This window comes from Shewanella mangrovisoli (genome assembly GCF_019457635.1).
Taxonomy (GTDB): Bacteria; Pseudomonadota; Gammaproteobacteria; order Enterobacterales; family Shewanellaceae; genus Shewanella; species Shewanella mangrovisoli.
This window is the reverse complement of the sequence record NZ_CP080412.1, coordinates 3,510,269-3,531,085: the sequence shown is the minus strand read 5'-3', so window position 1 is coordinate 3,531,085 and position 20,817 is coordinate 3,510,269. Positions and strand designations below refer to the sequence as shown.

Here is a 20,817-nt window from a genome sequence, read left to right as displayed (position 1 = left end):
ACTCGATGAAGCATTTGTCCATCAGTACTAAGTTGTTGTGGATCACTTCCGCCTTATTCCTCTCAATTGTTGCCATTCTTTCCATCAGCCTCTGGTGGACTCTTTCGGACCAAAACACAGAGCTGTCTAATCAGGTTCAAGAGACACTACAAACCGAAACCCGTGACAAACTCGAAGCCCGTGCGGGTGAATATGGTGAAATGGTGGCGGGATTTATCAATGAAGCCTATCGGATCCCGTTTTCCTTTTCCGGCATGTTAGAGAGTACGGCGGAAGAGTTGCCATTAAAGCGTGATCGCTTAGAGCTGGCCGTGGCGGCGGTATTAAAGAAAAATAACCAGATATCCTCCATGTACGCGCAGTTTGAGCCTAATGGTTACGACGGGCTCGACAGTGAGTTTTTAAATGTCGAGGTTAGCCATAGCGTCGCATCATCGGGATCATTGGAGGTGTATTACACTCGCAACGATGATGGCACGGTCGAGCATAATCAAGTAGATGATTCCGCAGAAAAATATGTCACGACCTTAAACGAGTTTGGGATCCGTGAAGCCGAATGGTATCTCTGTGCTAAGGAAACCTTAAAGCCTTGTTTGATGGAGCCTTATCTCTATGAAATCACCCCAGGTAATAATGCGCTGATGACCTCTCTGACCGTGCCAGTGGTCAAGCATAAGCAGTTTATTGGGGTGGTAGGCGTCGATGTGAACTTGCCCGTATTTCAGGCCCTAATCGATAAATTATCTAAGAGTCTTTACGACGGTCAAGCCAAGGTAACCTTACTCAGTACCCGTGGGTTAGTGGTTGCCGCGAGTCATTACAGCAAAAAAGCGCGCCCTCTGAGCGAGTCTATTGACCCTAAACTTGCCTCGCAGATAGTCGCGTTACATAAAAATGGCGGCTATATGGCAAACGATGATGAGATTATCGTGGCCTACCCGATAAAAATCCCACTGGCGAAAGCGGAATGGTCATTGGCTATCCAAGTCCCTAAGGCTCAAGCCTTTAAGAGTTCTATTGAGTTGAATGGCAAAATGGATGAAATGGCCACATCCCTTGGCAGCATCTTGTTGATGGTCGGTTTAGCCGTGTCCATTCTAGCAGTGGTTACTATCAGCATAGTGATCCGCAGCATTATTGCACCGCTTAAGATGATCCAAGGCCGTGTGGAACACTTGGCCAGCGCCGATGGTGATTTAACCCAATCGATTGTGGTCGATGCCCATGCGGAACTGATTGCACTGGGTAAAGGCTTTAACTCCTTTATTCATAAGCTGAAAGACTTGATCAGCGAGTTAAAAACGCTCGCGGGACGCACTCAGGAGGAAAGTCTCTCCTCGGCACAAATTGCGGAATTGACACGCGATAGTGTCCACCGTCAGTATGGCGAAATCGAAAGCGTGGTAACCGCGGTTAATGAGATGAGTGCCACGGCGCTTGAAGTGGCGAAAGCTTCTGAGCAAACGGCTGCGGAAACCGAAGCCATGTCGCGCAATGTGCGTCTCAGCGAAGAGAGCCTGACTAAGGCGATGGAATACGTGACCACAATGTCGCAGGAGTCGATGCAGGCGAAAGTGGCCGTGAGCAAAGTGGCTGAAAGCAGCACGAACATCAGCCGTATTCTCGAGGTGATTAGCTCGATTGCCGCGCAAACTAACTTACTGGCATTGAACGCCGCAATTGAGGCGGCGCGGGCGGGTGAACAAGGACGGGGTTTTGCAGTTGTGGCCGATGAGGTGAGGGCGCTTGCTTCTAAAACCCAAAGTTCGACCGATGATATCAGCGTGCTGATCGATGCCCTGCAGCAAGAGGTGAATAGTGCCTCAGGCATTATTGATAAAGGTGCTGAGCGTGCGCAAATGGCCGTGTCGCAAACCGAGCAAGCGCTCACATCGCTTAATTCTATGGTCAGTCAGATAGAGGAAATTTCTTCTCAGGTGACGCATATTGCCGCCGCAGCGGAGGAACAAAGTGCGGTAACTGAAGAAGTTAATCGTAATATCACCGGAATTTCTGACTCGGCCTCTGAGCTGGCTCGCCTTGCGGGTGAAGCGCAGCAAAGCAGTGTGGTCCTCGCCGAACTGGTGAAACAGCAGCATCAACAATTAGGTAAGTTAAAGACCTAAATAGAGTACCCTTGCACAGCGTGCACAAGGGAAAGTCACCAAGGCGCTTAAGTGAATTTCACTCAGCGCCTTTGTTTTTGGTCTTATTTTAGCAATAGCCTAAAAGGGCAAATCGAAATCACATTTGAGTGGTTATCGGAAATGAAGTGCGTGGGAATGAGTGAGTATTGATAGATGACAGACACAAAAAAGCCCATTATGAAATGGGCTTTTTTGTTGAATTGGGTGGTGGCCCCTCACGGACTTGAACCGTGGACCTAACGATTATGAGTCGTGTGCTCTAACCAACTGAGCTAAGGGGCCGACTAAAGGCAATCGTCATTACCTAAAGCGAGTGGCAGTATACTAAGCTTGTTTGCGCTTGTCACCCGTGTTTTTTGATGAAATTCACCGAATTGATTCAAGTGGTTATCTGTTAATCAACTGTGGTTTTGGCTTCTGGATTTCATATCGTCTGAATGGAGAAGTTATTTTTAACCATTTGATTTTGAAAGAGAGCTTAGTAATGGCTATTCAGGATGAATTTTAAGGGATGTTAATAGGGGCAATAAAAAGCCCCGCGAGGCGGGGCTTAGAATCGATGCTTCGGTTGACTATTCGTCTAAGAACGACTTTAAGATTTCCGAACGTGAAGGGTGGCGCAGTTTACGCAGGGCTTTCGCCTCGATTTGACGGATACGCTCACGGGTTACGTCAAATTGTTTACCCACTTCTTCCAGCGTGTGGTCGGTATTCATGTCGATACCAAAACGCATACGCAGTACTTTTGCTTCACGGGCCGTTAAGCCTGCTAATACCTCATGGGTGGCGCTCTTCAGGCTTTCGCTGGTGGCGCTGTCCAGTGGTAATTCGAGGGTGGTATCCTCGATAAAATCACCTAAATGCGAATCTTCATCGTCACCGATTGGGGTTTCCATGGAGATAGGTTCTTTAGCGATTTTCAGTACCTTACGGATCTTATCTTCCGGCATCATCATACGCTCTGCCAGTTCTTCAGGTGAGGGCTCACGACCCATTTCCTGCAGCATTTGGCGAGAGATACGGTTCAGCTTGTTGATGGTTTCGATCATATGTACTGGAATACGGATCGTACGGGCTTGGTCCGCGATTGAGCGGGTGATTGCCTGACGGATCCACCAAGTCGCATAGGTCGAGAACTTGTAACCACGACGGTATTCGAACTTATCAACAGCCTTCATCAGACCGATGTTACCTTCTTGGATAAGATCCAAGAATTGCAGACCACGGTTGGTGTATTTCTTCGCGATAGAAATTACTAGACGTAAGTTTGCCTCAACCATTTCTTTCTTCGCACGGCGAGCCTTGGCTTCACCGATTGACATACGACGGTTGATATCTTTAATGGCGGCAATCACTAAGCCAGTTTCTTCTTCGATGGCGGCCAGCTTGCTACGGCAACGCTGAACGTCTTCTTCAACCATTCTTAAGCCTTCGGCATAAGGCTTGGTTGAGTTCTTTTCTGCATCGAACCAATCTAGATTGGTTTCGTTACCGGTGAAGAATTTTACAAAGTTCTTCTTCGGCATTTTGGCCTGTTCGACACAGAGCTTCATCAGTAGACGCTCTTGAACGCGCACGCGGTCCATCATAGAGCGCATGCTTTTCACTAAGCGGTCGAATTGCTTAGGTACGAGGCGGAACTCTTTGAAAATCTCGCCGATTTCAAACAGTGCTTGAATCGATTCTGGGTGTTCACGACCTTTGGCATCGATGATTTTAAGCGCGTTTTCGTAGGCGGTTCTTAATTGGCTAAAGCGTTCACGCGCTTCTTCAGGATCGGGACCCTTGTTGCCATCGTCATCACCTTCGCCGTCACCGTCTTCGTCTTCGTCGTCTTCATCATCATCTTCATCATCGAGATCTTCTTCCGATAATTCAGAACCGATATGAGTCGCGGTTGGACCTAGGTCTTCTTCGTCCGGGTTAACAAATCCAGAGATAATATCAGACAGGCGCAGTTCGTCGGCTTCGTACTGGTCGTACTGCTCAAGGATCATGGCGATCGCTTGTGGGTATTCGGCGACAGAGCTTTGAACTGTGTTGATGCCTTCTTCGATGCGTTTGGCGATAACGATTTCGCCTTCACGGGTCAGCAGTTCAACGGTACCCATTTCGCGCATGTACATACGCACTGGGTCTGTGGTGCGGCCTAGCTCACTTTCTACTGTGGCAAGGGCGGCTGCGGCTTCTTCCGCTGCATCTTCGTCTGTGTTGTCTTCCGACATCATCATGTCATCGGCATCAGGTGCTTCTTCGAACACCCGAATACCCATGTCATTTATCATCTGGATAATATCTTCGATCTGGTCAGAATCGACCATGTCTGCAGGTAAGTGATCGTTCACTTCTGCATAGGTTAAGTAACCTTGCTCTTTACCTTTGGCAAGCAACAGCTTGAGTTGCGACTGCGGAGTATGATCCATAGATATCATCCAAGTTGGGAAACTGTTACAACGACGGACAGTTAGCTTGTGCTAAGTGCCGCGCAAATCGTCAATTATAGCCATGTGCACTTACCTGTGCTAGTCACTGGGATACTGATTGAGGACATTTTTGCCTCAGTTTAGTCCTTTCATGACTGAGATCAGCTTCTGCAGCTGGATCTTCTCTTCCTTAGTATGGGTCTGTTTTAGACTCAATTCCTGATATCGTTGCTCAATATATTGATTGTTCAACCAAACCAGGGTCTGTTTAAACTTTTCGAGCAGGTTTTCATCCGCCACTTGATGGTCCCATTGGGCTAATTTATGCAGCGTCCCGCTGTGGGGGCTGTCTCTGAATTGCTCAAGTAGTTGTGCGCTGTTTAACCTATGCTCTCGTGTTAATTCCAACAGCAATGGCAGCAAGTCGATGCCTGGCATTTGCAGATGGTTTAATGCCGGTTGTGGGGATAATCCCACTCCCAGCTCGGGATGCTGTACTAACAAGGCGATGGCAAGTCGCAATGGCGTACCGCGTCCTTTGAGTCCCGTTGATGCTGTGGGCTTAGTTTGTTTGACACTAAAACCCAGTTTTTTCTTCATATCGTCTGAGCTGTTCATGCCTAACTTGTGAGCTAAGTTCTCAAGCAGTAGGTTTTGCAGCACAGTATCTTGAATTTTTTCAATTAGGCCAAAGGCTTGTTTGGCTAAGTTACCTTTATCGGTACCAAATTTTGTCGCTAATGTATCAAACAAAAATTCGGGCAGCGTGATGGCACTTTCCATCATTTGCTCGAAGGCGTCTTTACCTATCTTACGAACCATTGAATCCGGATCTTCAGATTGGGGTAAAAACATAAAACGCACTTTGTCCCCAGGTTTGAGTAGGGGTAAAGCAGTTTCTAAGGCGCGCCAGGCGGCCTCATTACCGGCTCTATCGCCGTCATAACAACAAATCACTTCCTTGGCACTACGCAGCAACAATTGGAATTGTTCAGCCGTCGTCGAGGTGCCTAGGGAGGCGACCGCGTAATCCACGCCATATTGGGCGAGGGCGACTACGTCCATATAGCCTTCGACAATCAGTACCTTATCGGGATCGCGATGACGTTGTTTTAGCTCGTATAGGCCGTAGAGTTCATTGCCCTTATGAAATATGGGCGTTTCTGGCGAATTCAAGTACTTGGGGGTGCCATCTCCCAATACTCTGCCACCAAATCCAATCACACGACCACGACGGTCGCGAATAGGAAACATCAGGCGGTCACGGAATCTGTCGTATCTTTTACCGCTGTCATTGCTGATCAGCATGCCTGCGGTCAGGAGTTTATCCTGTGCATCTTGACTATGTCGGTAGCGGCTTAATAAGCCATCCCAACCGTCGGGCGCAAAACCAATCCCAAAATGCTCAACAATATCATCGGATAATCCGCGATAGGCGAGGTAGTCGATGACTTTTTGCTTGTCTTGGTGTTGTCTTAACTGAGTTTGAAAAAAGCGGCTCGCTTCTTCCATTAATTGGTATAGATCACGGCTTAGGCCATCGTCTTGGCGTTTACCCGTGCCTTGTTCCCTTGGGACTTCTAAGCCCAGTTGTCCGGCAAGATCTTCTATGGCATCGACAAAGTCGAGTCTGTCGTACTCCATCACAAAATCGATGGCGTTGCCGTGGGCACCGCAGCCAAAACAATGATAAAACTGTTTATCGCGGCTAACGGTAAACGAAGGTGATTTTTCGCTATGAAAAGGACAACAGGCCGAGTAGTTTTTACCCGCCTTTTTCAAGGGCACCTTGCGGTCGATAAGCTCGACAATGTCGGTGCGAGCGATTAGCTCATTGATAAAATCACGAGGTATTGCCATTGAGTGCTTAAAATCTCGCCTTGCGCGAATTTAAACAAACAAGCCGCGCATAGGCACGGCTTGTTCATACATTGAAACGCTAATTATTGCAATTTTGCACGGATCATAGCGCCGATAGCGCCCATGTCTGCACGTCCTTGAACTTTAGGTTTTAATGCTCCCATTACTTTGCCCATATCCGCCATGGAGGATGCGCCTATTTCAGAAATAGCGGCATCGATGAACGCGGCAATTTCCGCCTCAGAGAGGGGAGTCGGCAGGAAAGTTTCAATAACTTGAATCTCTTCTGCTTCTGCTGCGGCCAACTCGCTACGACCCGCTGCTTCATATTGAGCAATCGAATCGCGACGTTGTTTCACCATTTTGGTTAAGACAGCTATAACCTGCTCATCATTCAGGGGTTCGCGGGTATCCACTTCAATCTGTTTGATGGCTGCAAGTGCCATACGAATAGTGCTCAATCTCGCCTTCTCTTTGGCGATCATGGCCTGTTTCATATGGTCTTTTAGCTGATCAATTAGGCTCATAAGAGATTAGTATAAACGTACGCGACGTGCGTTTTCGCGAGAAAGCTTTTTAGCTAAACGTTTAACTGCAGCTGCTTTAGCGCGCTTACGTGCAGTAGTTGGCTTCTCGTAGAATTCACGAGCACGCACGTCAGCTAAAATACCAGCTTTTTCACAAGAGCGCTTGAAACGACGCAGAGCTACGTCGAATGGTTCGTTTTCACGTACTTTAATAATTGGCATACGCCATCACCCCTTAGGTGTAGGTTGTGTGGTTCAATTGCTTGAACCAAGTGTATTTAAAATGGTGCGGAATTTTATACCGAGACAACTAGGCTTGTAAAGCCCTAATCCTGTATGGTGGGTTTGGCCACGGGAATATGATGATCGGCGACTGGAGTAATTGTCATCATACAGGTAGAATTAGCGCCCTTTGGTAATTTGGATATGAGGCACCATGCGGGTTCTAGGTATTGAGACATCTTGTGACGAGACAGGTATTGCCGTCTATGACGATAAGCTGGGATTGCTCTCCCATGCTTTATATAGTCAGGTTAAGTTGCATGCGGATTATGGTGGGGTTGTGCCTGAACTGGCTTCCCGCGACCATGTGCGCAAAATTGTCCCGCTGATCCGCCAAGCGTTGAAAAATGCCAATACCGAAATTGCCGATTTAGATGGGATTGCCTACACCAAAGGCCCTGGTCTTATCGGTGCTTTATTAGTGGGCGCTTGTGTTGGCCGCTCACTTGCCTTTGCTTGGAATAAACCCGCCATCGGTGTGCACCATATGGAAGGGCATCTGCTGGCGCCAATGCTGGAAGACGATGCGCCAGAGTTTCCCTTTGTGGCACTGTTAGTGTCTGGCGGCCACTCCATGTTAGTAAAGGTCGATGGTATCGGCCTTTATGAAGTCTTAGGTGAGTCGGTGGATGACGCCGCCGGTGAAGCCTTTGATAAAACTGCTAAGTTAATGGGGCTTGATTATCCCGGCGGTCCACGGCTTGCAAAACTGGCCGCCAAAGGTGAGCCAGCAGGTTATCAATTTCCACGGCCAATGACCGACAGACCCGGACTCGATTTTAGTTTCTCAGGGCTTAAAACTTTTACCGCCAATACCATTGCCGCCGAGCCCGATGATGAGCAAACCCGCGCAAACATCGCCCGCGCCTTTGAAGAAGCGGTCGTCGATACGCTCGCGATTAAATGTCGCCGCGCGTTAAAACAAACTGGCTATAACCGTTTAGTGATCGCGGGTGGCGTGAGTGCCAACACGCGCTTACGTGAAACCTTGGCCGAGATGATGACCTCTATTGGTGGCCGAGTTTATTATCCTCGTGGTGAATTTTGCACTGACAATGGTGCCATGATTGCCTTCGCTGGACTGCAGCGTTTAAAGGCAGGCCAACAGGAAGACTTAGCGGTCAAAGGTCAGCCGAGATGGCCGCTCGATACTTTACCGCCTGTTGCATGAGTTATCGCAGGCTAAGTCAGCAAAATAAAAAACAGCGCATGATGCGCTGTTTTTTTTATTGTTTTCTTGGATTAGTCACTATGACGTTGCGTGACTAAGGTGTTTTAGGACGCTTTTTACGTGACACCTTAGACTCTTCGCCTTTCAGTAACCGCTGAATATTTTCTTTATGGCGGATGATAATCAGGGTTGAGAGCATAGCGACGGGGATCGTAAATCTGTCATCCAACCACCAAGTATAAAGTGGTGCTAGTAGGGCGGTGATAATAGCCGCGAGGGAAGAGTAGCGACTGATCAGGACTAAGACGACCCAAGAAGCCATCAAGCAGATGGCTAAGTCATCACCAATCGGCGCCATGGCACCAAAAGCGGTCGCCACACCTTTGCCACCTTTAAAACCAAAAAATATCGGATAGATATGGCCAAGACAGGCGGCGATGGCGATCAAACCGAGGGATATGGCGTCAATTCCCATTAAATAGGCTAGATAAGTGGGTAAGGCGCCCTTAAGCATATCGAAAAATAACACCATGGCAGCCGAGCTTGCGCCGCCAATGCGCAGCACGTTAGTGGCTCCGGGGTTGCCTGAGCCTTGCAATCTGGGGTCGGGTAGGCCTCTCATCCTACACACTAGCACAGCACTTGAGACAGAACCGGCTAAATAGGCGGCCACAATCATCAAAAGTGTCAGTGTTAATTGACTCACATTGGTTTCCTTACACGTCTTAAGGTATTATCGCGCCACAATTAAACAGCCTCTTGGCAAGCATTCAGTCATAAGCGATAGCGATAACGCGACTTATCAAGTTGCGATAGTTTCTGAACGAACAAATCCATTTGGGCGTTATCCTACTTCGGATTGGTCCGAGTAGAAAGTAAATTAGTCGTTCCATCGAACGGCGGATTATACAGACTCTATCGCGTTTAGCTTATCAGACCTCATTGGTATGAGTTAGTAGGAATTAGTATGGATAAAGTGCTTATTCGACAATTACGTATTGATACTGTGATTGGCGTCTATGAATGGGAAAAGAAAATTCAGCAGAGCCTGTTTTTGGATCTTGACATGGCTTGGGACAATAAAGCCGCCGCGGCAAGCGACGACTATCAATACGCGCTCTGCTATGAGACGGTTTCGAACCGCCTGACTCAGCTCGTCACCGAAAAGCCCATCGAGTTAATCGAAACCGTTGCCGAGCGAGTGGCTGAATGTGTGCTCAACGAGTTTAAGGTCAATTGGGTGAAAGTCGTGGTGATGAAACCCGGCGCGGTGCCTTCGGCTGCTGCCGTTGGGGTTGAGATTGAACGCTCACGCTAATCGTTACTGTAGATTCGGGTTTTAGCTTAGTTAGGCAGACGGTTCGGACATGGGTATGGCACGTATATACATTAGTTTAGGCAGTAATATAGAACCTTCTCGCTATCTAAAGGCGGGCTTGCAGTCATTACGAGAGCACTTTGGTCCACTGCAACTTTCCTCTATGTATGAGAGTGAAGCCGTAGGGTTTGATGGCACTAACTTTTTAAACATGGTGGCCTGTGCACAAACGAGCTTGAATATTGCTGAGGTAGTTGCGCAGTTTAAGCAAATCGAGCAAAATCACGGCCGGTTGGTGGGGGCCAAAAAGTTTAGTCCAAGAACCTTAGATATTGACCTATTGCTTTATGATGAGGTCGTTTGTCAGACCCCTGTGGTACTTCCCCGCGCCGAAATTGTCACTAATGCTTTTGTGCTTTGGCCTTTAGCGGAAATCGCCCCCAATTTGGTTCACCCATTGCAGCAGAAAACCTATGCCGTAATGTGGGATGAATATGATAAAGCGTCGCAAAAGCTGTGGCCGATAGCCTTTGAATGGCCTCATGGGCTCACTTTTTAATTGATTGATAGGATTGTCATGGATACGTTTCAGGTAATTATTTTAGCGTTAATTCAAGGGTTAACAGAGTTCCTCCCCATTTCTAGCTCGGCGCACCTTATCCTACCCGCACAGCTTTTAGGCTGGGAAGATCAAGGCTTATCCTTCGACGTTGCCGTGAACACGGGCTCATTATTCGCCGTAGTGATTTATTTTCGTAATGAACTCTGGGCCATGTTCAAAGCCTGGATTGCCAGCATGGTAAAAGGTCAGCATTCCTATGACAGTAAGTTAGCCTGGTGGATCATTCTTGCTACTTTACCCGCAGTGTTTTTTGGCTTTATCGCCAAAGATTTTATCGAAACCCATTTACGCAGCGCCGGCGTGATCGCCGTGACGACAGTGGTCTTTGGTTTGCTGCTCTGGTGGGCAGATAAGATGTCGCGCCGTGACTTAACGGTTTATCAAACGGGTTGGCGCAAGGCGTTATTAATTGGTTTTGCTCAGGCGCTGGCGTTAATCCCTGGTACTTCACGCTCGGGCGCGACGATGACGGCCGCGCTGATGTTAGGCCTTAGCCGCGATGCCGCTGCGCGTTTCTCGTTCTTGATGTCTGTGCCTGTCAGTTTGGGCGCGGCGATTTTAGTGGGTAAAGATTTGGCTGAAAGCCCGCTTCCCATTGATTATCAAGCACTGACACTTGGCACTGTGATTTCATTTGTGGCCGCTTATCTGTGTATTCACTATTTCTTAAAAATCATCAGCCGTATGGGGATGACGCCATTTGTGATTTATCGTCTCATCCTCGGTGCTGTGTTATGTGGATTTATCTTCCTATAATACAGGGGCGTCATGACTAAAAAATCGGGTCTAGTACCCGATTTTTGTGTTTTTAGGCGCGGATTTTCGTTAACGGAGTAAGTTATGGGCCTTCAATTTCAATGTCCTACCTGTGGTTCGGCCCTGATGCAGCATCAGGCATCCCAAGGTTTTTACTGTGCAAATAAGCATCATTTTGATAAAAACGAAGCGGGTTATTGGATTTTTACTAAACCGGCACGGCAAAAGCCGACTGGCGACTCCCGTCAGCAAGTGCGGGCAAAGCGCTTCTTGCTTGAGTCGGGGATTTTTTCACCTTTAGTTGAAAAAATGGCGGCGATGCTCGCCCCCTATCTCAAAGCGGATGATTGCCTATTGGACTACGAGTGCGCTGACGGCTTCTATTTGCGTGCTTTAGCTTCTGCGCTACCTAATCTCACAAACGAGCTAAACGTCCAGTACAGCGGCGTAGCGGACGCAGAAAATACTATTTTTGCTGCGGCCAAAGCGCAAACCCCTGCAACACTGTGCTTAAGCACCTCAAAAGTGCTGCCTTTTGCCGACAATTGCATTGACCTTATCACTGTGGTCGATAAGCCGTTGAAGGGGAAGGAATGCGTTCGAGTACTGAAAGATCAGGGCTTGATATTACAGGTGATCCCAGGTGCGCGGCATTTGTGGCAAATCAGGGAGTGTATTTATCCAGAACTGACTGAAAAAACTCCCCAAATTAATTTGCCTTCGGGATTAATTGTCAAAGAGCAGCAGCGATTGCAATTTAGTTTGTCTGTCACGGGTGAACAAGCGCTGGTCTTGCTGGATATGACACCCTATGCGTGGCGCGCCTCTGAACAAGTCAAACACCTTATTCGGACGAAAGCCTTCGGTGTGCTGGAAATTGATTTTGTTTTGGTCTTAGCGCAGAAGTCTTTAATTGAGTCTTAACTGGCCAAAATACAAAATTAAATAGGATGTTTTTTAATCTATTCATTAGCTTAGGGAATGCGTTTCTGAGTGCTTGAATAGGGCTAATTGCGCAAGTCTATGATACTAATCGAGCTTTTTATGTTGTTTTAATGTAAATGCGAAACGGCGTCCCTTAAACTTTATCTTTATTACGCTTTTGTCTCTCACAATTATTACCCTTTTATTGCCTTTGTTTCCCTAATAGCCTCAGTTTGTCGCGTTGCAGTTTCTTTAAAATGCTAGCGATAACACTGGGGCAAAAATAAAGTTTTAAGTAAAAAGATTCATCGGGATTAACAAAACTTCAAATCTAAGTTTATGGATGAGATTAAAACTCAAATCCGCTTAAAACAAATGTGTGGTTCACTTCTGTGTTGAATAGACAATGCCATCAAGTCGAATGAGTTTTAAAGAGATGGTGAGTGTAAAGGGCTAAAGAGACGAGAAAGTGCAGGCTTAAATGAGAGAGGGGGATTAAAGATAAGATTGGTGCTTGGATTAACTGAGGCCATAAAAAAAGGCTTGGATGGATGTGCTATTCGCTTTCATCTCTCTCAAGCCTTTTATGCTAACCTGCTGAATTACAGGTTAATTACTTATCATTACTTCTTGTAACGAGAAGCAACGTTGTCTAGACGGTCGTTAGCGCGCTTAGCTTCTGCTTGTGCGTCCATAGCTGCTGCTTTAGCATCTTTAACGTCTGCAGACAGTTTGCTTTGCTCTGATTTCAGAGAGCTAACATCAGCTGACAATTGATCAACTTTGTTGCCCAGAGTTGCAACGCTTTCTTCCAGAGCAGTAGTGTTTGCACAACCACCTAGTAGGGCAGTCATTGCTAAACCAGCAATCATCAGTACTTTTTTGTTCATTGTAAAAAATCCCTTAAAATAGGTTGGATTTGAATGTTTCGTCACTTTGGAATCGAAACTGCCTAATTATGACATAGCTATTTTAATTTGCTACGAATATTAATGCGTTTAACCACTATAGACATATAAATTTTTTTTAAAAGCGTTTTTTCACGGTTATATCGGCCTTTTTCATCGAAAAATGGCACTGTATTTACCAGAAAGTGTGGTCGCATTTACAAAAATATTACAATTTTATGGCGTTTGTTTGGCTTGGGATTGCTGCCAGTTGAGTTTCACTTGCTTAACGACCTCTATCCGCTTCGAATTGAGCGCCTGTTTTATCTGTGCACCTTGAAAACCTGCCGCAATAATAGCCTTCACATCGACTGTATTGGCGGCTGAAAAACAAGCAGAAAGATAATCACCTTGTGGATAGGCATGATGCTCGAATCCGGTTCGGCCACGCATATCGGCGATGCAGGCTAATAGAAGTTGCTCCAGCCGTTCTGGTTTACGCCAAAAATCGGCTTTATCGAAGAGTTTGATGATGGTTTCGCTTCTTAACTCAAAAGCTTGGTGAACATTCTGGTGCTGATCGCTCACCAAGAGTGCCAGATCGCGATATTCGTTCGGGACCCGCAGGCGTTCACACAGACTTTTTATGACGGGTAAACCCTTCTGTCCATGACCATGGTGTTTAGGCCAATGCTCTTTAGGACTTAATGCTTTACCCAAGTCATGTACTAGGGCGGCAAAGCGCACGGCTTTTTCCTCTGTCAGAGAGCTGGCTTGGGCTAACACCAACATAGTGTGCAAACCCGAGTCTATTTCTGGATGCCATTTTTCCGGTTGAGGTACACCAAAAAGCGCCTCAATCTCAGGGAACAGAATATTTAAGGCACCACATTGGCGTAGCACTTCGAAAAAGACTTCTGGGTGAGGGCCGCCAAGACTCTTATCGACTTCTTGCCAGACGCGCTCAGGCGTCAGCGCTGTTAACTCCTCGGTTTGGCTCATATGCTGCATTAACACCATGGTTTCAGCGGCAATTTCGAAACCTAAGTCATGAAAACGTGCCGCAAAGCGGGCCACCCTTAATACTCTGAGCGGATCTTCAGCAAAGGCGGCCGACACATGTCGTAGCTGACGCGCGTTGATATCTGCGACGCCATGGTAAGGATCGTACAAGTTACCCGCCTCATCTTGGGCGATGGCATTAATGGTTAAATCGCGTCTCAGCAAGTCTTGCTCTAGGGTGACATCCGGACTGGCATAGCAGCTAAAGCCGCCATAGCCGAGGCCGACTTTGCGCTCCGTTCGCGCTAAGGCATATTCTTGTTGGGTTTTAGGATGCAAAAAGACCGGGAAGTCTTTACCCACTTGGCGATAGCCTAACTGCTGCATTTGCTCCGGAGTGGCACCGACAACCATAAAATCTTTATCTTTTATTGGGAGATTGAGCAGGCTGTCTCGTACAGCACCGCCCACTAAATAAATTTTCACAGGAATATTTTAGCTAGTGTGTCATAAAGCTAGCTTAACATGATGAGGCGATGGCGAGGCGAATTTGGATGCAGATATTTATTGGGATGTCACATCCATGTTGCGGATGTTTTGACAATATCTCTGGGACGTTTTAACGTGGGGCGTTATTTTTAGCTTAGGATGATTGGTGGTATGTACAAGGCCTTTTATGGACTCAGTGATAACCCTTTTTCGATTGCACCCAATCCCCATTATTTATTTTTGAGTGACAGGCACAGAGAGGCCTTAGCCCATTTGACCTATGGACTGGGTGAAACTGGGGGCTTTGTGTTGTTGACGGGGGAGGTCGGCACGGGGAAGACGACAGTATCTCGTTGTTTGCTTGGGCAATTACCCGATCATACTGATACGGCTTTTATCTTAAATCCTTCGCTGACGGAGTTGGAATTACTCGCCACACTCTGTGATGAATTAAAGATCAGCTATGGTGAAAACCCGACTCTTAAACAACTCACAGACCATCTGAGTCGTTTTTTACTGGCCAATCATGAGAAAGGCCGCAATACCGTACTGATCATCGATGAGGCGCAGCATCTACGCGCCGAAGTATTAGAGCAGTTAAGGCTGCTCACCAATCTCGAGACTGACACGAAAAAACTGCTGCAGGTGATCTTAATTGGTCAGCCCGAGCTACAATTGCTGCTTAAACGGCAAGAGCTTAGACAGTTAGCCCAGCGCATCACCGCTCGTTATCATCTATTGCCTCTTAATGAAGATGAAATTGCACTCTATGTGTTGCACCGTTTGCAGGTGGCGGGTCGTTTTGAACCGCTATTTACCCGTAAAGCGATTAAAGTGCTGCACAAATACAGCGGCGGCATTCCGCGGTTAATTAACTTGCTGTGTGAACGCGCTTTGATGGCGGGTTATGCACAATCTAAGGTACCAATCGATCACCATATGGTGAGACAAGCGGCGGCCGAGGTTCTCGGGGAAGAAGAACCACAGCCAAATAAACTCTTGTGGCCGAGCGCTATTGCGGCGGCATTGGTTGTGGCTTTCGGTGTGTCTTATTGGTTGTTTACCGAAAGCCCTGCGGTTGCCAATGTGGCTAACTCGACTGCGACACAAGCGAGCCAAACGACACCAGCAGTGACTCAAGCATCGACTCAAGCTAATAGTATTCAGCCGGAGCAAACACTGGCTGCAACCCAGAGTGCGCCAGTGGCTAGCGAGCCGCAAACGCTTGCGGCGCCGGATCCGAGTGTGCGGGTGTTGCAGGAGGCTATTAAGCAAAGCCGCAGTATCGATACCGCCTTTGCAGGCCTCTTTAATGTGTGGGGGAAAGTCCCCTTTAAAGGCCTTACCGCGTGCCAGTCGGCGCTTGAACAAGGGCTTTCCTGCTATCAACAGCAGGGCAATTGGATGTCGCTCACAAGGCTAAATTATCCTGCGGTTGTGTATTTAGTGGATGATAATCAACAAGATTTTTATGGCGCCGTGATAGCCGTCGATGCTGATCAGTTATTGATGCAGTTGGGCGAGCAGCAGCTTTGGGTCGATAGGGCCTGGTTCAATCAACACTTTAGCGGCACCTTTGAGATCCTCTGGCAGGCGCCTAATTTACCTATGCTGGAAATCAGCCAGAAGTCGAGTCCCGGGCAATTACAATGGCTTGAAAACGCCCTTGCCCATGTAGCGAACCGACCTTCGCGCCGAGTGTCTCAATTCGATCTGAAATTAGAGAACGATCTGAAAGCTTTCCAAAGCCAACATGGTTTGAAGGCCGACGGTATTGCAGGTAATCAAACCTTAGTGAGACTGAATTTGTATTTAAGTGATCAGGGACCGCGCCTCACCGATAATGGAGCGCAGAGTTAATGTCCATTTTACTCGATGCGGTAACCCGTAATAAGCAGCAACAAACTTCGCCCTTACCCGATGCGGTATTAACGCCAAGGGCAAGTTATCCTACGGCGCGTAAACCTGCATTCCCAGTGGCCAAATTATCCTTACTCGCCGTTGCGGTGGCGCTGGGGGTGGGTGTGGCGTGGGGCGTGGCGAATTGGCAACAGCAAAATGCGATGCCGATAGTAAATGCGGCGCCTAGCAGTAGTATCAATCCAAGCATGGCTGATAGAAAGGTTGAAAACACGCCGCAGACAGGCTCCGCCGTGCAGCAATCTGCCGAAGGTGTTCGCGCCTCATCAGGTGCCGTTACTAACGCTGCGTTGCAAACTGGTGGAGCAGGGCAAACCTCAGCAGAATCATCAGGGTTTCGATTAGCGGGCAAAGTGGCACTGCCAAGGGAGCAGGTATTAAATGAAGCGCCAGCAAACGTGCAGTCTTATCAGAACCCCAACATGAGTTCGACTCCGGCTGCTACGGCATCCGCTTCAGCCAGCGCGGATCCGAGCTACGATGACTATCTGGCGACGTCTGCCGCCTTAGATGAAACGACTAGAAGGCAGCAACCCTCTGTCGAAAACGTTGCGCCACAGGATACGAGCGAGTCAGAGCCTATTATGCTGGGCGCTAATGCTAATCGTCAGGGCTTAGCGACACTCGAGGCACTGCGTGAGCAAGTTAATGCAGCGGCGGCCGATGTGGGCTTAGAAACGGCGCAGAGCCGCAAAGAAGATGAGTTAGTCGCGAATTTTCAGGATGCGCTCAAGGATGTGGAATATGTGAAAGCGGCTAAGACGCCGGTAACAGAGCCCAAGCTTGATCCTATTCCTAAGGTCGAAAACGACGATATTCCTAAATATGGGCAACTGCCCGCAGGGTTACAGCTTCAAGTTCCTGAATTTAATATTGTTGCCCACGTTTATTCGACGGATGCGAGTCAGCGTTGGTTGAATGTTGATGGCGCAGAGTTACAGGAAGGCGACCAGATAGGGGGCAAGTTAAAGATTATTGCGATTCGCCCGCGGGATGTAGTGCTCGAAATTCAAGGCACGCAGTTTAGGGTGCCTGCGATTTAACTTGTTATATTACAAACAAAAAAGGCGCCGATAGGCGCCTTTTTTATCGCTTAAAATCAAAACTTAAGCGAAGAAGTTGTAAGCCAAGAATAAGGTCAGGGCGTAACCCACGCTATAGCATAGGAACAGGGCTGGCACATATTTCAGGTAGCTTACGAAAGTCAGCTCTTTTACTTTGCTCATGGCGACGATACCCGCAGCCGAACCAATCACTAATAGTGAACCACCCACGCCCACACTGTAGGTTAAGCCTAACCATTCTGGGGTGTTGAGTACTGGCTCTGCTTTAAGCAGCGCAGCCGTCAATGGCACGTTATCGATAAGGGCTGAACCCATACCTGTAACGAAGTTAGAGATGTTTGGATTAAACAGGCTGTAAGCTTCGGTCAGCATATCTAAGGTGCCGATTTCTTTAAGCATACCAACCAGCAGTAAAATCCCTAGGAAGAACAACAGGGTATCGTATTCGACTTGGCGAATATATTCGAGGATCTTGATTTCTTCTTTATCACTGCGGGTGGTGTGGCCGATAAGGAACATAATCGACAGACCGGTTAGGAAGGTCAGTACTGGTGGAATACCGAAGAGAATGTTCAGCAGCATGGTCATCAGAATCGTGCAGAAGAACACTAAGGCAATTAGCAGATCCACGGTTTGATAGCTGTGCTTAATTGGGGTGGTGGACACCACGCCTTCAGCCTTCAATGAGAACAGCGTTGCCAGTAAAATCACACTCACGGCTGATGGGATAAACAGCATTAACAGTTCGGAGATGTGTACGTGGCCGCCTAAGAAGATCATCAGGGTGGTAACGTCACCGGTGATCAGGGCGACACCGCCAGAGTTCACGGCGAAAATAATCAACACCGCCATTCTGCGGCGCATTTGCTTTTCGAGCTTAAAGGTCGTTAACAAGCCTAAAGATACTAAGGTCGCGGTGACGTTATCACAGAAAGCCGACAGGATAAGCGCGAATAAGGCCACTTGGATCATTAACAAACGTACAGAAACCTTCTGCGGGAACAGCTTCTGCACCATGATTTGGATCATACCTTTGGCGTTAAGATAGGCCACAAAGGTCATTGTCGACATCAAAAACAGCCACAGGGTGGCAATTTCGAGCAAGTTTTCATTGAGTTGATGGGCAACCAATTTCTCATGGTTGGCGTCTCCGGCAGCCATAAACAGTGCTACCCAGGAAATACAGCCAAAGAATAAGGTGGTTTTTGCTTTATTAAGGTGGGTGACTTCTTCGAAAATAATACTGAGCAATGCAAGCACCGCCAGTATGATCAGAAAGGTATATAACATAACTGCAATTCCAACTGCTGTTTTAATGTCGTGGCAAGCCAAAGGCGAGCTATTGAGTGGCATTATCAAGGCTAAATTAAGCTTGCCGTGTTAATGCGTGCGGATCAGAACATAATGGGGTGAATAACGCAACTGTTAGCTGTAACTCGGTTTTGCGTCATTTTGTGATATTGGTCTCAGTGAAAATGGTTGTGTTTTAGCGTTAAACACTATTTAGTTTTTAATGTGTAGTTTTTTATCTTGTTTAGTTGAGATTGCCAAAGGACTGTAAAGTAAGATCTACGATTAAAGTCTAAGCAGTTATTTTGCCGATCCCGCAATTAATTTTTCTTTATGAAGGAAATATTGCACGAAAATGCAGTCACAGAGGCGAAGGATCGGATTTTGTGCTGTTTACGGTGCTGAGTGCGGGATTCTTTAGCTGTGTCACAAAAATGACCAAGTCAAAATATTGACTGGATAGAAAGTGAGCTGTATCTTGTGCCACTTTAGTAGTTAAGACACTGGATGTTGTATCTTAAGGATAACGCAAAATGACATTTGTGCTCCGCAGTCTGATGTTATTAGGCTCATTAGTGTGGTTAACATATAGTGGCAAGCAGCTGATCGCATTAGGAATATTACATAATCCTAGCCTGATGGTTGACCATATCACTTTGACTTTACAGGTCTTAGTCGCGGCGGTGGTATTTAAATCCGCTTTAGGCTCGAAACGATCCGATAGCTATTGATGGAGTCAAGGCTCACGCAATAGCCTGTTCAAACGCCAAGCAATAAAAAGGGACGCAAATGCGTCCCTTAGTGTTTTTAGCTATCGCTTACATTGCCGCTTTCATACGACCTAATACACGGTCCGCTGCTTCTAGCGTGAGGCGCAGTTCTTCTTCGCCATGGGCCATCGACAGGAAGCCTGCTTCATAGGCGCTCGGTGCTAAGTAAACACCTTCATCTAACATGCCGTGATAGAAAGTGCGGAAGTGTTCGATATTGCACTTAGTCACTTGGTCGAAGCGCGTGATCTGCTCTTGCTCGGTAAAGAAGAAGCCGAACATGCCACCGACATAGTTGATGGCCATTGGAATACCGTGTTTATCGGCCGCTGCTTTAAAGCCTTCGGCGATACGTTTGGTTTTCGCGCTTAGCGCTTCGTACAGACCTTTTTCACACAGGGCTTCCATTTGCGCTAGACCCGCTGACATCGCAATGGGGTTACCAGACAGGGTACCCGCTTGGTACACAGGACCCGTTGGAGCGATGAACTGCATTACTTCTTTACGACCGCCAAATGCACCTACAGGCATGCCGCCGCCAATCACTTTACCCAGTGTGGTTAAGTCAGGAGTAACGCCATAGTGGCCTTGAGCACCACTTCTTGATACACGGAAACCTGTCATCACTTCGTCGATAATGAGCAGCGCACCAAACTCATCACACATAGCACGCAGACCTTCGAGGAAGCCTGGGATAGGCGGGATACAGTTCATGTTGCCTGCGACAGGCTCGATGATGATACAAGAGATTTCAGTCGGATATTGCTCGAACAGGCTACGAACTGAATCGAGATCGTTATACACAGCGGTTAAGGTGTGCTTGGCGAAATCTTCAGGAATACCAGGAGAGCTTGGTTGGCCTAAGGTCAAAGCACCAGAACCTGCTTTAACTAATAGGCAGTCTGCGTGACCGTGGTAGCAACCTTCAAACTTTAAGATCTTGTCACGATTGGTAAAACCGCGCGCTAAACGAATTGCACTCATGGTGGCTTCAGTGCCTGAACTCACCATACGTACTTGTTCGATAGAAGGCACCATGGCGATGACTTTCTCAGCCATTTGCACTTCAAGCTCGGTTGGTGCACCAAAAGACAGACCATTGTGCACCGCAGCTAATACGGCTTCACGGATCTTCGGATGGTTGTGGCCTAAAATCATCGGGCCCCAAGAGCCAACATAGTCGATATAAGCTTTACCATCGGCATCGTAAATATAAGCGCCATCAGCTTTTTCAATAAACAGCGGCGAACCACCTACACCGTTAAATGCACGAACCGGAGAGTTAACACCGCCGGGGATGGTTTTTTTAGCCTGTTCAAATAGCGCTTCGGAACGGGTCATGTTAAGTCCTTAAAGTAAGTAGCC

The 20,817-nt window shown here is 47.5% G+C and carries 17 protein-coding genes and 1 tRNA gene; 8 read left to right on the top strand and 10 right to left on the bottom strand.

Going from position 1 to position 20,817, the window contains the following annotated elements; translation table 11 throughout:
- Nucleotides 1-5: 5 nt before the first annotated feature.
- Complete coding sequence (locus K0H60_RS15460) at nucleotides 6-2,126, top strand: methyl-accepting chemotaxis protein (RefSeq protein WP_220056269.1); 2,121 nt, start codon at nucleotides 6-8, stop codon at nucleotides 2,124-2,126.
- 226 nt (nucleotides 2,127-2,352) lie between these two features.
- On the opposite strand, the gene K0H60_RS15455 is transcribed toward K0H60_RS15460, so the two are convergent.
- From K0H60_RS15455 to rpsU, 5 genes are all read right to left on the bottom strand, one after another.
- A tRNA-Ile gene (locus K0H60_RS15455) sits at nucleotides 2,353-2,429 on the bottom strand.
- Nucleotides 2,430-2,719: 290 nt separating this feature from the next.
- On the bottom strand, nucleotides 2,720-4,570 hold the full coding sequence (gene rpoD, locus K0H60_RS15450; protein WP_086017268.1) for an RNA polymerase sigma factor RpoD: 1,851 nt from the start codon (nucleotides 4,568-4,570) through the stop codon (nucleotides 2,720-2,722).
- A gap of 135 nt (nucleotides 4,571-4,705) precedes the next feature.
- Nucleotides 4,706-6,430: a DNA primase gene (gene dnaG / locus K0H60_RS15445; RefSeq protein WP_011626923.1), complete on the bottom strand. Its 1,725-nt coding sequence runs from the start codon at nucleotides 6,428-6,430 to the stop codon at nucleotides 4,706-4,708.
- Between the two features lie 83 nt (nucleotides 6,431-6,513).
- Nucleotides 6,514-6,957 carry a GatB/YqeY domain-containing protein gene (locus tag K0H60_RS15440; RefSeq protein ID WP_220056268.1) on the bottom strand — a complete coding sequence of 148 codons (444 nt, stop codon included), beginning with the start codon at nucleotides 6,955-6,957 and terminating at the stop codon, nucleotides 6,514-6,516.
- Nucleotides 6,958-6,963: 6 nt separating this feature from the next.
- Entirely contained in the window at nucleotides 6,964-7,179 is a 216-nt protein-coding gene (gene rpsU, locus K0H60_RS15435) for a 30S ribosomal protein S21 (protein WP_006080725.1), read from the bottom strand.
- A 214-nt stretch (nucleotides 7,180-7,393) separates the two neighbouring features.
- Between rpsU and tsaD the strand changes: the two genes are divergently transcribed.
- Complete coding sequence (gene tsaD / locus K0H60_RS15430) at nucleotides 7,394-8,410, top strand: tRNA (adenosine(37)-N6)-threonylcarbamoyltransferase complex transferase subunit TsaD (protein ID WP_011623654.1); 1,017 nt, start codon at nucleotides 7,394-7,396, stop codon at nucleotides 8,408-8,410.
- Between the two features lie 94 nt (nucleotides 8,411-8,504).
- Here tsaD and plsY read toward each other — a convergent pair whose 3' ends face one another.
- Complete coding sequence (gene plsY / locus K0H60_RS15425; protein WP_086903110.1) at nucleotides 8,505-9,116, bottom strand: glycerol-3-phosphate 1-O-acyltransferase PlsY; 612 nt, start codon at nucleotides 9,114-9,116, stop codon at nucleotides 8,505-8,507.
- A gap of 261 nt (nucleotides 9,117-9,377) precedes the next feature.
- Between plsY and folB the strand changes: the two genes are divergently transcribed.
- The 4 genes from folB (at nucleotide 9,378) to K0H60_RS15405 (ending at nucleotide 12,030) form a co-directional block, all read left to right on the top strand.
- Nucleotides 9,378-9,728 carry a dihydroneopterin aldolase gene (folB, locus tag K0H60_RS15420; protein WP_023266748.1) on the top strand — a complete coding sequence of 117 codons (351 nt, stop codon included), beginning with the start codon at nucleotides 9,378-9,380 and terminating at the stop codon, nucleotides 9,726-9,728.
- 55 nt (nucleotides 9,729-9,783) lie between these two features.
- Nucleotides 9,784-10,287 carry a 2-amino-4-hydroxy-6-hydroxymethyldihydropteridine diphosphokinase gene (gene folK, locus K0H60_RS15415; RefSeq protein WP_220056267.1) on the top strand — a complete coding sequence of 168 codons (504 nt, stop codon included), beginning with the start codon at nucleotides 9,784-9,786 and terminating at the stop codon, nucleotides 10,285-10,287.
- Between the two features lie 18 nt (nucleotides 10,288-10,305).
- A complete protein-coding gene (locus K0H60_RS15410) occupies nucleotides 10,306-11,106 on the top strand; it encodes an undecaprenyl-diphosphate phosphatase (protein ID WP_220056266.1) in 801 nt (266 codons plus the stop codon).
- An 84-nt stretch (nucleotides 11,107-11,190) separates the two neighbouring features.
- Complete coding sequence (locus K0H60_RS15405) at nucleotides 11,191-12,030, top strand: putative RNA methyltransferase (RefSeq protein ID WP_220056265.1); 840 nt, start codon at nucleotides 11,191-11,193, stop codon at nucleotides 12,028-12,030.
- Nucleotides 12,031-12,653: 623 nt separating this feature from the next.
- Here the strand turns inward: K0H60_RS15405 and K0H60_RS15400 are convergent.
- Both K0H60_RS15400 and K0H60_RS15395 read right to left on the bottom strand, forming a co-directional pair.
- Nucleotides 12,654-12,920, bottom strand: coding sequence for an Lpp/OprI family alanine-zipper lipoprotein (locus K0H60_RS15400; protein ID WP_011623648.1), 267 nt, complete (start codon nucleotides 12,918-12,920; stop codon nucleotides 12,654-12,656).
- Between the two features lie 234 nt (nucleotides 12,921-13,154).
- Nucleotides 13,155-14,405 carry a multifunctional CCA addition/repair protein gene (locus K0H60_RS15395; RefSeq protein ID WP_220056264.1) on the bottom strand — a complete coding sequence of 417 codons (1,251 nt, stop codon included), beginning with the start codon at nucleotides 14,403-14,405 and terminating at the stop codon, nucleotides 13,155-13,157.
- Between the two features lie 174 nt (nucleotides 14,406-14,579).
- Between K0H60_RS15395 and K0H60_RS15390 the strand changes: the two genes are divergently transcribed.
- Together K0H60_RS15390 and K0H60_RS15385 are read left to right on the top strand one after the other, a co-directional pair.
- Nucleotides 14,580-16,268: an ExeA family protein gene (locus K0H60_RS15390; RefSeq protein WP_220056263.1), complete on the top strand. Its 1,689-nt coding sequence runs from the start codon at nucleotides 14,580-14,582 to the stop codon at nucleotides 16,266-16,268.
- Nucleotides 16,268-17,371 (top strand): general secretion pathway protein GspB, encoded by a 1,104-nt coding sequence (locus K0H60_RS15385; RefSeq protein WP_220056262.1) that lies wholly within the window; start codon nucleotides 16,268-16,270, stop codon nucleotides 17,369-17,371. The genes K0H60_RS15390 and K0H60_RS15385 overlap by 1 nt, the downstream gene beginning before the upstream one ends.
- Nucleotides 17,372-17,434: 63 nt before the next feature.
- Here the strand turns inward: K0H60_RS15385 and nhaD are convergent, their stop codons facing one another.
- Both nhaD and hemL read right to left on the bottom strand, forming a co-directional pair.
- Nucleotides 17,435-18,682 (bottom strand): sodium:proton antiporter NhaD, encoded by a 1,248-nt coding sequence (nhaD, locus tag K0H60_RS15380; RefSeq protein ID WP_041412728.1) that lies wholly within the window; start codon nucleotides 18,680-18,682, stop codon nucleotides 17,435-17,437.
- An 818-nt stretch (nucleotides 18,683-19,500) separates the two neighbouring features.
- A complete protein-coding gene (gene hemL, locus K0H60_RS15375; protein WP_220056261.1) occupies nucleotides 19,501-20,793 on the bottom strand; it encodes a glutamate-1-semialdehyde 2,1-aminomutase in 1,293 nt (430 codons plus the stop codon).
- Nucleotides 20,794-20,817: the final 24 nt, after the last annotated feature.

Excerpts from the sequence above, each read along its gene's own strand:
- hemL (WP_220056261.1), bottom strand. The coding sequence starts at position 20,793 with ATGACCCGTTCCGAAGCGCTATTTGAACAGGCTAAAAAAACCATCCCC.
- folB (WP_023266748.1), top strand. The coding sequence starts at position 9,378 with ATGGATAAAGTGCTTATTCGACAATTACGTATTGATACTGTGATTGGC.
- nhaD (WP_041412728.1), bottom strand. The coding sequence starts at position 18,682 with ATGTTATATACCTTTCTGATCATACTGGCGGTGCTTGCATTGCTCAGT.
- rpoD (WP_086017268.1), bottom strand. The coding sequence starts at position 4,570 with ATGGATCATACTCCGCAGTCGCAACTCAAGCTGTTGCTTGCCAAAGGT.
- K0H60_RS15400 (WP_011623648.1), bottom strand. The coding sequence starts at position 12,920 with ATGAACAAAAAAGTACTGATGATTGCTGGTTTAGCAATGACTGCCCTA.
- K0H60_RS15410 (WP_220056266.1), top strand. The coding sequence starts at position 10,306 with ATGGATACGTTTCAGGTAATTATTTTAGCGTTAATTCAAGGGTTAACA.
- rpsU (WP_006080725.1), bottom strand. The coding sequence starts at position 7,179 with ATGCCAATTATTAAAGTACGTGAAAACGAACCATTCGACGTAGCTCTG.
- tsaD (WP_011623654.1), top strand. The coding sequence starts at position 7,394 with ATGCGGGTTCTAGGTATTGAGACATCTTGTGACGAGACAGGTATTGCC.
- dnaG (WP_011626923.1), bottom strand. The coding sequence starts at position 6,430 with ATGGCAATACCTCGTGATTTTATCAATGAGCTAATCGCTCGCACCGAC.
- K0H60_RS15390 (WP_220056263.1), top strand. The coding sequence starts at position 14,580 with ATGTACAAGGCCTTTTATGGACTCAGTGATAACCCTTTTTCGATTGCA.
- K0H60_RS15385 (WP_220056262.1), top strand. The coding sequence starts at position 16,268 with ATGTCCATTTTACTCGATGCGGTAACCCGTAATAAGCAGCAACAAACT.
- K0H60_RS15460 (WP_220056269.1), top strand. The coding sequence starts at position 6 with ATGAAGCATTTGTCCATCAGTACTAAGTTGTTGTGGATCACTTCCGCC.
- K0H60_RS15405 (WP_220056265.1), top strand. The coding sequence starts at position 11,191 with ATGGGCCTTCAATTTCAATGTCCTACCTGTGGTTCGGCCCTGATGCAG.
- folK (WP_220056267.1), top strand. The coding sequence starts at position 9,784 with ATGGCACGTATATACATTAGTTTAGGCAGTAATATAGAACCTTCTCGC.
- K0H60_RS15440 (WP_220056268.1), bottom strand. The coding sequence starts at position 6,957 with ATGAGCCTAATTGATCAGCTAAAAGACCATATGAAACAGGCCATGATC.